The sequence below is a fragment of the Tateyamaria sp. 7Alg 36 genome (genome assembly GCF_059882455.1).
Window position 1 is genome coordinate 1,706,578 of record NZ_CM187613.1, and the last position, 12,638, is coordinate 1,719,215.

13 protein-coding genes are annotated in these 12,638 nt (G+C 61.4%); 5 read left to right on the plus strand and 8 right to left on the minus strand.

What is annotated here, in order from left to right; genetic code table 11:
* Positions 1–38: 38 nt before the first annotated feature.
* Complete coding sequence (gene hemE, locus AC6GQJ_RS08390; RefSeq protein ID WP_500773643.1) at positions 39–1,082, minus strand: uroporphyrinogen decarboxylase; 1,044 nt, start codon at positions 1,080–1,082, stop codon at positions 39–41.
* A 67-nt stretch (positions 1,083–1,149) separates the two neighbouring features.
* Here hemE and hemC point away from each other — a divergent pair, with 67 nt between their 5' ends.
* A complete protein-coding gene (hemC, locus tag AC6GQJ_RS08395; protein ID WP_500773645.1) occupies positions 1,150–2,094 on the plus strand; it encodes a hydroxymethylbilane synthase in 945 nt (314 codons plus the stop codon).
* Positions 2,095–2,215: 121 nt separating this feature from the next.
* Here the strand turns inward: hemC and hemF are convergent, their stop codons facing one another.
* The 4 genes from hemF to clpS all read right to left on the minus strand — a co-directional run bounded on the left by hemF (position 2,216) and on the right by clpS (position 5,307).
* Positions 2,216–3,109, minus strand: coding sequence for an oxygen-dependent coproporphyrinogen oxidase (gene hemF, locus AC6GQJ_RS08400; RefSeq protein WP_500773647.1), 894 nt, complete (start codon positions 3,107–3,109; stop codon positions 2,216–2,218).
* Positions 3,110–3,175: 66 nt separating this feature from the next.
* Positions 3,176–3,979 carry an SDR family NAD(P)-dependent oxidoreductase gene (locus tag AC6GQJ_RS08405; RefSeq protein ID WP_500773649.1) on the minus strand — a complete coding sequence of 268 codons (804 nt, stop codon included), beginning with the start codon at positions 3,977–3,979 and terminating at the stop codon, positions 3,176–3,178.
* A 2-nt stretch (positions 3,980–3,981) separates the two neighbouring features.
* Positions 3,982–4,965 (minus strand): class I SAM-dependent methyltransferase, encoded by a 984-nt coding sequence (locus AC6GQJ_RS08410; RefSeq protein WP_500773651.1) that lies wholly within the window; start codon positions 4,963–4,965, stop codon positions 3,982–3,984.
* Positions 4,966–5,307 (minus strand): ATP-dependent Clp protease adapter ClpS, encoded by a 342-nt coding sequence (gene clpS, locus AC6GQJ_RS08415; RefSeq protein WP_500773653.1) that lies wholly within the window; start codon positions 5,305–5,307, stop codon positions 4,966–4,968. It lies immediately after the preceding gene.
* Positions 5,308–5,398: 91 nt separating this feature from the next.
* Here clpS and AC6GQJ_RS08420 point away from each other — a divergent pair, with 91 nt between their 5' ends.
* The 3 genes from AC6GQJ_RS08420 (at position 5,399) to AC6GQJ_RS08430 (ending at position 8,486) form a co-directional block, all read left to right on the plus strand.
* Complete coding sequence (locus AC6GQJ_RS08420; protein WP_500773655.1) at positions 5,399–6,097, plus strand: HAD family hydrolase; 699 nt, start codon at positions 5,399–5,401, stop codon at positions 6,095–6,097.
* Positions 6,098–6,373: 276 nt separating this feature from the next.
* Complete coding sequence (locus AC6GQJ_RS08425) at positions 6,374–7,798, plus strand: D-alanyl-D-alanine carboxypeptidase family protein (protein ID WP_500773657.1); 1,425 nt, start codon at positions 6,374–6,376, stop codon at positions 7,796–7,798.
* Positions 7,799–7,823: 25 nt separating this feature from the next.
* A complete protein-coding gene (locus AC6GQJ_RS08430) occupies positions 7,824–8,486 on the plus strand; it encodes an aspartate/glutamate racemase family protein (RefSeq protein ID WP_500773659.1) in 663 nt (220 codons plus the stop codon).
* Positions 8,487–8,507: 21 nt separating this feature from the next.
* Here the strand turns inward: AC6GQJ_RS08430 and AC6GQJ_RS08435 are convergent, their stop codons facing one another.
* On the minus strand, positions 8,508–9,383 hold the full coding sequence (locus AC6GQJ_RS08435; protein WP_500773661.1) for a LysR family transcriptional regulator: 876 nt from the start codon (positions 9,381–9,383) through the stop codon (positions 8,508–8,510).
* Positions 9,384–9,485: 102 nt separating this feature from the next.
* Here AC6GQJ_RS08435 and AC6GQJ_RS08440 point away from each other — a divergent pair, with 102 nt between their 5' ends.
* A complete protein-coding gene (locus tag AC6GQJ_RS08440) occupies positions 9,486–9,848 on the plus strand; it encodes a DUF6552 family protein (RefSeq protein WP_500773663.1) in 363 nt (120 codons plus the stop codon).
* A 41-nt stretch (positions 9,849–9,889) separates the two neighbouring features.
* Here AC6GQJ_RS08440 and AC6GQJ_RS08445 read toward each other — a convergent pair whose 3' ends face one another.
* Entirely contained in the window at positions 9,890–11,470 is a 1,581-nt protein-coding gene (locus tag AC6GQJ_RS08445) for an ABC transporter ATP-binding protein (protein WP_500773665.1), read from the minus strand.
* Entirely contained in the window at positions 11,467–12,576 is a 1,110-nt protein-coding gene (locus AC6GQJ_RS08450) for an ABC transporter permease (protein WP_500773857.1), read from the minus strand. Before AC6GQJ_RS08450 ends, AC6GQJ_RS08445 begins: the two co-directional genes overlap by 4 nt.
* Between the last annotated feature and the right edge of the window lie 62 nt (positions 12,577–12,638).

Here is a 12,638-nt window from a genome sequence, read left to right on the forward strand (position 1 = left end):
CAGCCCCCGAGAATCGTCAAGGCCGAAATCCAGTAAGGTTAGCCCCCGCGCACAGTTTCGATCATCAGCGTGACATTTTCAGGGTCGGCATCCGGTGTGATCCCGTGGCCGAGGTTGAAAATATGCGGCCCCTTCGAGAACGCCTTTACGATCGCGCGGGTGTCGTCCACCAGAGCTTGCCCGCCTGTCACCATGTGCGAAGACGCCAGATTGCCCTGCACGCAGCCGCCCACCTGAACGTGCTTGGCCGCCCAGTCCGGCGAGACTGAGTTATCCAGCGCGACGCAGTCAACGCCTGTTGCAGCGTGGAACCCGATATAGCCTTCGCCCGCTTCGCGTGGGAAACCGATGACAGGAATATGAGGGTAACGTTTTTTTAGGGCGCGCGTGATTTCGGCGCAGGGGGCAACGGCATATTTCTGGAACGCCTCGCCTTTCAATGATCCGGCCCAGCTGTCAAAGATCTTGACAACTTCGGCCCCAGCCTCAATCTGCGCAGAGAGGTATTCGATGGTTGCCGCAGTAATGCGGGCCAAGAGGGCCTCGAAAAGGGGTGTATTGCCCTGCATCAGCGCATGGGCAGGTGCCTGATCCGGCGTACCCTGCCCTGCGATCATGTATGTTGCCACGGTCCATGGCGCACCGGCAAAGCCGATCAAGGTCGTCTCGGCCGGCAATTCGCGGCGCAAAATCTTGATCGTCTCGTAAATCGGGTTAAGGGTTTCGTGCACGTCCTCGACCGGTTTCAGCGCATCAAAATCCGATTGCGCCGAGATGGTGGATAGGCGTGGTCCCTCGCCCGTCACAAACCACAGATCCGCCCCCAGTGCCTGCGGCACCAGAAGGATATCCGCAAACAGGATCGCCGCATCAAAGCCATAGCGGCGGATGGGTTGCAGCGTCACTTCGGCGGCCAGTTCGGGATTGTAGCACAGGCTCAGGAAGTCGCCGGCTTGCGCGCGCGTCGCCTTGTATTCGGGCAGATACCGCCCCGCCTGCCGCATCATCCAGATGGGCGGCGTCGGTAGGGTTTCGCCGGCCAGCGCCCGCAAAATCGTCTTGGTTAGAACCCCATCGTTCATCGCGCGCCGCCTCCGGTTTTTCGTTTCCAGTTGTCAACATAAGTTGACGTAACTAAAAGTAAAACCCATGACATCCCCACTTCCCAATTCATCTGCGCCGCTGAAAATCGGCACGCGCGGATCGCCCCTTGCCATGGCGCAGGCCTATGAAACACGCACGCGGCTGGCGCAGGCCTTCGATCTGCCGCAGGACGCTTTTGACATCGTTGTGATCAAGGTCACAGGCGATGCCATCCAGAACAAGCCGCTCAAGGAAATTGGTGGCAAAGGCCTGTTCACCCGCGAGATCGAGGATGCCCTGCTGGCGGGCGAGATCGACATCGCCGTGCATTCGATGAAGGACATGCCGACCGAACAACCCAAGGGGTTGATCCTAGATACATATCTGCCGCGTGAAGACGTGCGCGATGCGTTTGTGTCGTCCAAAGCGACCGGGATTGCACAGCTTGCCCATGGCGCGACAGTTGGAACCTCATCCCTTCGCCGCCGCGCGCAATTGCTGCACAAACGGCCCGATCTGAATGTGGTGGAATTTCGCGGTAACGTGCAGACTCGGCTGAAAAAGCTGGCCGACGGTGTGGCCGAATGCACCTTCCTTGCCTGTGCGGGCCTGAACCGTTTGAACATGGATGATGTGCCCGCAACGCCGATTGATCCTGACGATATGCTGCCTGCGATCGCGCAAGGTGCCATCGGGATTGAACGGCGCGCGGATGATGCACACACGGCGCAGATGCTTTCGGCCATCCACGACGTTACCACGGGGCATCGGCTTGCCGCTGAACGGCAGTTCCTGCTGACGCTGGATGGCTCTTGTGAGACGCCGATTGCGGGGCTGGCAACGCTGGATGGCCCCACTCTGACGCTGCGCGGTGAAGTACTGCGCCCCGACGGGTCCGAAGTTCTGGCCGACAGCATTTCAGGTGCGATTGCGGATGGGCCCCAAATGGGGACCGAGCTTGCCAAGGCGCTTTTGGGCCGCGCGGGCGAAGGCTTTTTCGACTGGCACTAGGGTCGCACTGCGATCCAGCACTCAGAGTATGGCCATCCATAAGTACCGGCAATGAACGGGTCGGTGGGCGGGCGCCTTTTTCATGGCGCAGACATGAAAAACAGTGCCGTCCGACGACCGATCAGATCCACTTGGCCAAGGGTGGCAGGCTCATCAGCACGGCATTTGCGTCGTGGCCCGTTTCAAGACCGAACTTGGTGCCACGGTCGTAAACAAGGTTGTATTCCGCATAAAGACCACGGTGCACCAACTGCGCCTCTTTATCGGCCTCGGTCCAGTCCTGCACGCGCCGCGCCTCGACCAAGGGCAGGTAAGCTGGCAAGAATGCGCGCCCGATGTCTTGGGTCAGCGCAAAATCCGCTTCCCAATCGCCCGTACAGTGATCGTCCATGAAAATCCCGCCCACGCCGCGTGCGCGGTGGCGGTGCGGGATATAGAAATACTCGTCAGCCCACGCCTTCAGCTTGGGGTAAAGCGCGGTATCATGCGGATCAAGATGGGCGCGCTGCTGGGCGTGGAAATGGGCCGTGTCTTCGGCATATTCGATGCAGGGGTTCAGGTCGGAACCGCCCCCGAACCACCACGCATGCGGCGTCCAGAACATGCGCGTGTTCATATGCACAGCCGGCACATGCGGGTTTTGCATATGCGCCACCAGACTGATGCCCGAGGCCCAGAACCGCGGGTCGTCCTTCATTCCCGGAATGCCCTTGCGCGCGGCCATGGCGTTCTGTGCGCGTTCAGCCAACGTCCCGTACACGGTCGAGATATTGACCCCGACCTTTTCGAACACGCGCCCGCCGCGCATCACGCTCATCAACCCGCCGCCCGCGTCCGATCCGTCGTCCGAGGTGCGCTTGGTTTCGGTCACGTCGAATGTTCCGGCCTGCGCCTGCGACAGGGGGCCTGTGGCGTGGGTGGCCTCCAATCCTTCGAAGGCGGCGACGATGTCGTCGCGTAGCTGGCGGAACCAGACCGAGGCGCGGGCTTTTTCGGTGTCAAACGTGTCTGTCATAAACATGTCCTGTCAGAAGGGACGGTGCGCTGTGCGCCGACCTGAACGGGCCGTTGCGCAGATGCGTCAGTGTGCGGGTGCTTCGACCGGATCAAGCAGGCTGCGCCCGCCATCCACTGTCATCACATCGCCAGTGACAAAGCCTGACCCGTCCGACGCCAAGAACTGGACCGCATCGACAAGCTCGCTCGGGCTTGCGATCCGGTGCAGGGGCGTGTGGTTTTCAATATCGTCGCGCCAGTCGGGATGGCTGCCGATGGAGGATTTAAGCGAAGCAGACATGACAGAGCCAAAGGCTACCGCATTCACGCGGATGCCGTGGGGCGCAAGCGCGAGCGCCATGGACCGCGTCATTTGCTCCAGCCCTGCCGAAGCGATGGAGTAACCCAGCAGTTCAGGCCGCGTCTGATGCGCTGCGATCGAGCTGAGGTTGACAATCGAGCCGCGCGCCGCGCCCGCTTCGCTGCCTTCGCCCTGCTTGATCATCCGGCGCGCGACCTGCTGGCTGAGGCGCAGCGCGGTCATCACGTTCTGCTGGAACAGGTCGTCTACCGACATGTCCTCGGGGTCGAGGGCGTCCGTCTCCATCACCTGCCGCGAGGCATTCACCAGAATGTCGATCTGGTCAAAAGCGTCGATGGTCGCGGAAATCAGATTGGCGATGGTCAGGCGCTGGCGCAAATCACCCGCGAAATAGCGGATGTCGGCATCTTCGGGCAGCGCGCCCATTTCCTCGGCCAGCCGCTTTTCGTCCATATCGGCACACATCACCTTGGCGCCACGGTCGGCAAACTGGCGCGCGATGGCCAGACCGATGCCATTGGCGGCACCTGTCACGATGGCGGTCTTGCCGCGGATGGAAAATGACATGTTTATCCCCGTTTGCGTTTCGGCCGTTCGGCCCGCACCAGTTTGAACCGCGCATCGCCGTTCAGATCAACTACTTTGGTGAAAGCACTTGCCAGCGCCTCTTCGTAAGGGAGGTGACGGTTGGCCACCATCCACAGCGTGCCATGCAGTTTCAGCATACGCGCCGCTGCCGCTATAAAGGCGCGCCCCAGCGACGGATCCGCCGTGCGCCCCGTGTGGAAGGGCGGGTTCATCACGACCGTATCGACAAGCTCCGCAGGCTTCCACGTGGTGGCATCAGCCCAGTGGAACTGCGCACGCGGGTCGGTCACATTATGGCGTGCGCATTGCAACGCCATGTCATGTGCTTCGACTAATTGCACCGATTTCACATCGCGGGTCAGGATATGCGCCGACAGGAACCCCCAGCCCGCGCCCAAATCGACCACATGGCCCGACATCGTTTCAGGCAGTGCCTGCACCAGCAGTTGCGAGGCCGGATCGACCCCGTCTGCCGAAAAGACGCCGGGGGCAGTCCAGAAACCACCCGGATGTAATTCGGGGCCAGCGGCCCAATCACTGAAATCCGCGCCGCCAGCCAGCCAGTAAATCTTGCCATGCGCCTTCGAAATGGGCGCGCTGACCTCGGCACGGGTGCGCAATGCCTTCAGCATCGAATCCGCGCCGTCGGTCTTTTGACCGTCCACGATAACGGGGCCGTCGGTCTGTGCCATGGCGGCAGCGATCAGCGCCTGCGCTTCGCTGCGCGCACGGGTCAGGCAAACGACGCTGGCTGCGAAACGGACGTCTTTGGGGAACTCGGGTGCCACCGCAAAACCCCGCGCCGCGAAGGCGGTGCAGACAGGGGCAAGGGGCGACACGATCTGCACGCGTGCAGGGTCAAGCGCGGACAGGTCCGCATCCGCCGCCGGATGCAGCACCGCAACGGGGCCATCGCCGTCAAGCGATACCGCTTGCAGCGCGAGTGGCAGGCGATCACCTATCACTTACTCTTCTTTTTCCATTGTGCATTGCAGCGGGTGCTGGTGGCGACGGGCATAATCCATCACCTGCGCAACCTTGGTTTCTGCAATTTCGTGGCTGAACACACCGACAACGGCCAGTCCCTTTTTGTGGACGGTCAGCATGATTTCGAACGCCTGTGCGTGGTTCAAACCAAAGAACCGTTCCAGCACATGCACGACAAATTCCATAGGGGTGTAGTCATCGTTCAGCAGCATCACCTTGTACAAAGGCGGGCGCTTGGTCTTGGGCTTGGTGTCGGTGATGACGGTTGTATCGCCGTCGTCATCCTTCGACCCAGTCATCATGTGTACGTCTGGATGCATCTGCGTCCCCATTACCCAACGAATCCTGTGGTGTGTCCGTGAGCCGTCTATATAACGCGAAAGGCGCGTTAGAAAAGAGGGCCCTTCCGATATGCCTGAAACGATCAAGTGCATCGGCTTTGATGCGGACGACACGCTTTGGCACAACGAACGGTTCTTCAAGATGACGCAGGACCGTTTTGCCGACCTGTTGGCCCCCCACACAGATGCCCCCGATCTGGGCGTGCGCCTGATGGAGGCCGAGCGGCGCAACCTTGGGCATTACGGGTTTGGCATCAAGGGATTTGTCCTGTCGATGATCGAAACCGCGCTGGACGTCACCGACCGTCGCGTCCCCGGAGAGGTGATTTCGGAACTGATCGTGGTGGGGCAGGACATGCTGCGCCACCCCATCGACCTGCTGCCCCACGCGACCGAGGCGGTTGAGGCTGCAAAGTCCTATGGTCCAGTTCTGTTGATTACCAAGGGCGATCTGCTGGATCAGGAACGCAAGCTGGCGCAGTCGGGACTGGGTGATCTGTTCGACGGGGTCGAGATCGTGTCGGACAAACAGCCCCACGTCTATACCCGCATTTTTGACGCCTATGGCGGGGCGGAAACGGGCATGATGATCGGCAATTCAATGAAGTCGGACGTGCGCCCGATGATCGACGCGGGCGGCTACGGTGTCTTTGTGCCCCACGATCTGGAATGGGATTTCGAGGCCGCCGAAGCCCCCGAAGGGCATCCGCGTTATGCCACCCTGCCCGACCTTGGCGCGCTGCCCGACTTTCTGAACGAGGTTGGATGATTTCCGCCGACCCGCGCGCCACATTCCTGCCACAATCGCCTGTATGGGGGCTGCGCCGTCGCTACCCCCCAAATGTTGAGATGTGCAGGCGCAGAAAAACCAAAATCTAAACTGCATCAACACTTTATCCAAAATGTGACCTGTGTTACCTTGGTTGTAACAATAATCGGCCAGTCGAAAAATCGGCGGCCAGAGGCAGACATAGGCAGGTTTATCGTGAAGGTTCGGCGCATTCAGCCGGCCCGTTTAGGGCTATTTTCAATCATCGCAGTATGGATGCTGGTCTTTGCACCATTGTCGGCAGTTGCCGCACCTTACGCCGCATTTGTGATGGATGCGCGCACGGGCGAGGTTCTGCATTCGCGCAACGCCGATACGCGACTGCATCCCGCCTCGCTAACCAAAATGATGACCCTTTATGTGGTGTTCCAAGCCGTTGAACGTGGCGAGATCACGATGGACACCACGGTGACGATTTCGTCCCACGCCGCGTCCGAGCCGCCCTCGAAACTGGGCCTGCGGTCGGGGCAAAAGATCAAGCTGCGCTATCTGGTGCGTGCTGCTGCGGTAAAGTCTGCCAACGACGCTGCCACCGCACTGGCCGAAGCGATCTCCGGCTCCGAAGCGGCCTTTGCCCGTCGCATGAACCGCACGGCGCAATCGCTCGGCATGACCCGCACAACGTTCAAGAACGCCCACGGGTTGACCGAAAACGGGCACTTGTCCACCGCGCGCGACATGTCGATCATGGGCCGCCACATCATTTATGACTACCCGCAATATTATAATCTGTTTTCCCGCGTCACCACCGATGCAGGCGTGAAAGAAGTGTACAACACCAACCGCCGCCTGCTGGGATCGTACAAAGGCGCGGACGGGATCAAGACCGGCTACACCCGTGCAGCAGGTTTCAACCTTGTATCCTCGGCCGAGCGTGGAAACGAGCGGATCATCGCGACCGTCTTTGGCGGCACCTCGACACCGGCCCGTAACGCCAAGATCGCGGAACTGTTGGACATGGGGTTCCGCCGTGCGCCCAGCCGTGCGCCGCTGCGCAAACCTGAAAAACCCGATTTCGTACCCGCCGATGATCCGATGGTGGTCGTGCGTGACGATGGCGCGCCAACCACGGCAGGCAAGGTCATCCGTCTGTCCGGCGCGGTGAAAAACTCCGTGCGCCCCAAGCTGCGCCCTGTGACCGAGGCACCTATCGTCGTTGCGGCGGCGACGCCCTTGGTCGCGCCTGACGACATCATGACCGCGCTTGAGGCGGCACAATCCGAACCTGTCGCCGCTGCGCCTGTCGTGGTCGCGGCTGCGGCACCCGCCACAGCGGCCCCTGCCCCTGCGGGTGCAGCACCTATGGCCCCCGCCGTACGCCCCGCCGCACGGCCCAAGAACGTGGTCAAGGCAAGTATCCGCCCCGTTGCTGAACCCGAAGTCGTCACCCGCGTCTCGACCTCTGGCGGTCGGCACTGGGGTGTAAACATCGGGCGCTACACCAGCCGCTACAAGGCCGAGAAGGTTCTACTGCAAACCGCGCTCGCCGAAATGTCGACGCTGGACGGTTCGCTGCGTAAAGTTGTGCGCCGCCCGACCGGATTTGACGCGAACTTTATGGGGCTGACCCGCGAATCTGCCGACCTTGCCTGCCGCCGGCTTCAAGCGCGCAATGTGTCGTGCTTTATGATCGGGCCCTAAAGAGCATTCGAACGGGGGCGTTGCCATGCATATCGGTTTGATCGGCGGCATCGGCCCTGCGGCGACGGTGGTGTACTACAACCGCATCGTGGCCGCCTTTCGCGCGGCGAACCAACCGCTTGAGCTCACAATCGTCCATGCCGACGTGCAGACCTTAGTCAAGAACGCCCAAGTCGACGACCGCGCCGCACAGGCGCAGGTCTATGCCCGCCACTTGGCCCAGCTTCAGGGTGCAGGCGCGGATTTTGGCACCATCACCTCGCTTGGTGGATCCTTCTGTTTTGCCGAGGCCGAGGCACTTTCCCCCATCCCCCTGATCAGCGCAATCGCCCCCGTGGATGCCGCGTTGGCGCAAGCGGGGGTACGGACTGTCGGCCTGCTTGGTACGCGGCAGGTTATGGGATCGGCCCTCTATGGTCAGTTGCACAGCGCGACTGCGTTGGCACCGACGGACATAGATGCAGTGCATGACGCCTATCTCGATATGGCGACGAAAGGGCATTGTTCGGATCAGGCCCGCGCCATCGTCTTTGCAGCGGGGGTCGAGATGATGCAGCGCGGTGCGGACGCCATCCTGCTGGCGGGCACCGATCTGGGCTTGGCCTTTGACGGGAAGGACGCGGGATTTCCGGTGATCGACGCGCTGGACATTCATGTCGATCATCTGGTCGAAGTCGCCCTGCGTTAGGGCGCAGTATCGCCGCCCGCCCTATTGCCGTGCGGCCTTCAAAATCCACTGTACAAAGGCCTTGAGTGGCGGGCGCATCACGCCCGGTCGTCTCACAATGTAGTAGCCCATGCCGGGGGTGGCTTCTTCGTGAAGGACCTGAAGACGGCCGGACTGAATGTCCGCCTCGACAAAGTTGCGCACCATCACCACCAGCCCCTGCCCGTCGCGCGCGCCGTCCAGCATCAGGTTGCCAGGGGCCTGGATCAGCGTGCCATGGCCGCCCTTTTCGATACCGCGCGCGGCCAGCCAGCGTGTGCTTTCGGTATTGCCGAATTCGGCCAGCCACGGCAGGCGGGACAGCACCTCTGGGTCGCTCACATCGCGCCCTTCGATCAGGCTGGGCGCGGCGACAACGACCATCGCGGATTCCATCAACAAGGTGCTTTCCAACCCCTGCCACTCGCCCGTGCCGTGGCGCACCGCCAGATCAATCCCGCCGGGTTTCAGCGGGACCACGTCGGGGCGCGGATCAAGGACCATCGAAATCTCGGGGTGGGCGGCGCGGAATTCCGGCAGGCGCGGCATCAGCCACGCCGCCGCAAAGGTCGGGGTGGGCGAGATATGTAAAGGGCGCTGTGCCTCGGCCCCTGTCACCAGCGACACAGCGCCCAAGATCTGGGAAAACCCGTCAGCGCAGCCTTGGGCCAGCAATTCGCCCTCGGCGGTCAGGGTCATGGCGCGGCCCGTCCGGTCCAGCAACGTCACCCCCAGAAAGGTTTCGAGGCTGCGCAACTGCTGGCTGATCGCGGCGTGACTGACCGACAAGGCCACGCCCGCCGCCGTCACGCTGCCTGTTTCCACAAAGGCGGCAAAGGCCCGCAGCGACGCGAGCGGAGGGAGGTCGCGCCACTCCATATGTTATATCAGCTTACATGTTAGCATTCTCTTTGTCTGGCATATATGCGCGTTTCGATCAACAAGCGTTGGACAAACTCCACATCTGCAATGAGGCCGATCATGTTGAACGTTTATGCAAATACGTTGAAAACCGCGACCCCGCATATCTCTGCTCAGGGCCTGCGCCCGTCCCTGCCGTCGCTGCGCATGACAGCAACACCGATGCCGCAGGGACGCGCGACGCTGTGGTCCCGTTTGCGCGGGCTGTCGATCAGCACCGATGTCATCAAATGGGTGGCCTCTGTCGCGCAAATTCTGGGCTATGGCGCCACGGCGATGGGGGTGACCCCGCTGAACTTGTATTTCTTTGTGTTCGGCATTCTGGGCTGGTTCATCGTCGGACTGCGCTGGAACGACCGCGCCATCATTCTGATCCACATCGTGGCGGCGGCGGCGATGCTGATCGGCATGATGGCAACCTGACGACCTATCGGCGGCGCGCGCCCGTTCAGGCGCGCCGCCGATTAATGCGCGGCCTGCAACAGCAGGCGCGTATATTCCGTTTGGGGCCGGTCAAACAGGTCATCTGTGGTGCCCTGTTCGACCACATCGCCCTGCTTCATGACCAGCACCTTGTGGCTCATCGCGCGGACGACTTTCAGGTCGTGGCTGATGAACAGGAAGGCGAGGCCGTATTTCTGCTGCAACCCGCGCAGCAGTTCCACGATCTGCACCTGCACTGTCATATCCAGCGCCGACGTCGGTTCATCCAGCACCACCAGTTTCGGGCGCAGCACCATGGCGCGGGCGATGGCGATCCGCTGGCGTTGACCGCCCGAGAATTCGTGCGGGTAGCGGTCCATCGTGGCAGGGTCCAAACCGACCTCTGCCATAACCTCGCCCACCACCTCACGCGGGGTGCGCCCGTCCTGAATACCGTGCACACCCAAACCTTCGGCGATAATCTGCATCGCGGTCATACGTGGCGACAGTGACCCGTAAGGGTCCTGAAACACGATCTGCATATCCTTGCGCAGACGGCGCAACTCGCGCACCGACCAGCTGCGGATGTCCTGCCCCATATAGACGATCCCCCCTTCGGAGGAGATCAGGCGCATGATCGCCAGTGCCAGCGTCGTCTTGCCCGAGCCGGATTCCCCTACAATGCCAATGGTTTCGCCCGCATGGACCTGCAAGGTGGCGTCATTCACCGCCTTTACGTGGCCCACTGTGCGGCGCAGCAGCCCTTGTGTGATCGGGAACCAGACCTTGAGGTGAGAGGTCTCCGCGATCAGCGGCGCATCCACTGGCACCGGCGTAGGCTGGCCCGTGGGTTCGGCGCTAAGAAGTTTTTGCGTATAGGGATGTTGCGGCGCGTCAAAGATATCCTTGGTCGGGCCGGTTTCGACGATCTCGCCATGCTGCATGACGCAGACGCGGTCGGCGATGCGGCGCACGATACCAAGGTCGTGCGTGATGAACAGCAGCCCCATCTGTTCGGTCTTTTTCAGATCGGCCAGCAGGTCAAGGATTTGCGCCTGAATGGTCACGTCCAGCGCCGTTGTCGGTTCGTCCGCGATCAGAATGTCGGGCTGGTTGGCAAGGGCCATTGCGATCATAACGCGCTGGCGCTGCCCGCCGGATAGTTGGTGCGGATAGGCCCCCAGACGGCTTTCCGCATCACGGATGCCCACCTTGTCCAGCAGTTCGAGGATGCGCGCGCGCGAGGCGTCACCGGCCAGTCCCTGATGCAGCGCAAGGCTTTCGCCCAGTTGCTTTTCAATCGTGTGCAGCGGGTTGAGCGAGGTCATCGGTTCCTGAAAGATGAACGAGATGTCGTTGCCGCGCACCTTGCGCAACAGCTTCTCACTCGCGCCGATCATTTCCTGCCCGTCATAGGTAACGGAGCCCGTCACCTCGGCACTGTCGCCTAGCAAGGACACGGTTGAAAGTGCCGACACCGATTTGCCAGACCCCGATTCACCGACCAGCGCGACCGTCTCGCCACGGTTCACGTGAAAGGACACGTTGCGCACCGCTTCGGTCAGCTTGCCATCCTGACGGAATCCGACGCTCAGGTCGGTCACATTTAGCAGCGCAGTCACGAGAACGTCTTTCTGGGGTCGAAGGCATCGCGGATGCCTTCGAAGATAAAAATCAGCAGGCTGAGCATGATCGCGAACACCGTGAAGGCGGTAAAGGCCAGCCATGGCGCTTGCAGGTTCTGTTTGGCCTGCAAGGTCAACTCGCCCAAGCTGGGGGCGGAAGACGGCAAGCCAAAGCCGAGGAAGTCGAGCACCGCCAAGGAGGAAATCGTGCCCGTGATGATAAAGGGCAGCATGGTCAGCGTCGCCACCATCGCATTGGGCAGCATGTGGCGGAACATGATGGTGATGTTACCCACACCAAGCGCACGCGCCGCACGCACATATTCAAGGTTGCGCGCCCGCAGGAATTCGGCCCGCACCACACCGACAAGGCCGGTCCAGCCGAACAGCACCAGCAGGAACACAAGCAGCCAAAAGCTGCGCCCGAGAATGGCGAACATGATGATGATGACATAAAGGCTGGGCGTCGAAGACCAAATTTCGATGATGCGCTGGAAAATCAGATCGGTGCGCCCCCCGAAATACCCCTGCACCGCGCCCGCGATCACGCCGATGACGGCGCTGGCGCCAGTGACAATCAGCGTGAACAGGACCGACAGGCGAAAACCGTGGATGACACGGGCCAGCACGTCGCGCTTGGTCCCGTCCGTACCTAGCAGGTTCTGGCGGTTGGGCGGCAAGGGTGCCGCGCCGGGGCGGTCAACGGCAGTGTCAAAGCTGTAGGGGATCAGCGGCCAGATGGTCCAGCCGCGGGTAATCGCCTCGCCGCCGACGGTGCCGGTTTTCGACTGGGCGATCACGTCTTCAGGGTCGTCAAAACACGCCTCAAGCCCGCCCGACACGATCAGGCATTCCACCTCTGGATCGCGATAGCTTGCCTCGGTCTGAAAATCGCCGCCAAAGTCGGTTTCCGCATAGAAGTTCCAGATCGGGAAATAGAACTCGTTCTGGTAACGCACGACGATCGGCTTGTCATAGGCAAGGAATTCCGCACAGAGCGACAGGCCGAACAGGATGCCGAAGATCCACAGCGACCAGAAGGCGCGTCGGTTCTTTTTGAAGTTCCGCCAGCGGCGCTGGTTCAGCGGCGACAGGGTGAACATGCCACGTTTGGGTTCGGTCGGCACAAGTGACAGCGCTTGGGCGGGTGCGGGGGGCTGCTGCA

Coding starts and splice junctions, on each gene's coding strand:
- hemE (WP_500773643.1), bottom strand. CDS start 1,082: ATGAACGATGGGGTTCTAACCAAGACGATTTTGCGGGCGCTGGCCGGC.
- hemC (WP_500773645.1), top strand. CDS start 1,150: ATGACATCCCCACTTCCCAATTCATCTGCGCCGCTGAAAATCGGCACG.
- hemF (WP_500773647.1), bottom strand. CDS start 3,109: ATGACAGACACGTTTGACACCGAAAAAGCCCGCGCCTCGGTCTGGTTC.
- AC6GQJ_RS08405 (WP_500773649.1), bottom strand. CDS start 3,979: ATGTCATTTTCCATCCGCGGCAAGACCGCCATCGTGACAGGTGCCGCC.
- clpS (WP_500773653.1), bottom strand. CDS start 5,307: ATGCATCCAGACGTACACATGATGACTGGGTCGAAGGATGACGACGGC.
- AC6GQJ_RS08420 (WP_500773655.1), top strand. CDS start 5,399: ATGCCTGAAACGATCAAGTGCATCGGCTTTGATGCGGACGACACGCTT.
- AC6GQJ_RS08425 (WP_500773657.1), top strand. CDS start 6,374: ATGCTGGTCTTTGCACCATTGTCGGCAGTTGCCGCACCTTACGCCGCA.
- AC6GQJ_RS08430 (WP_500773659.1), top strand. CDS start 7,824: ATGCATATCGGTTTGATCGGCGGCATCGGCCCTGCGGCGACGGTGGTG.
- AC6GQJ_RS08435 (WP_500773661.1), bottom strand. CDS start 9,383: ATGGAGTGGCGCGACCTCCCTCCGCTCGCGTCGCTGCGGGCCTTTGCC.
- AC6GQJ_RS08440 (WP_500773663.1), top strand. CDS start 9,486: ATGTTGAACGTTTATGCAAATACGTTGAAAACCGCGACCCCGCATATC.
- AC6GQJ_RS08450 (WP_500773857.1), bottom strand. CDS start 12,576: ATGTTCACCCTGTCGCCGCTGAACCAGCGCCGCTGGCGGAACTTCAAA.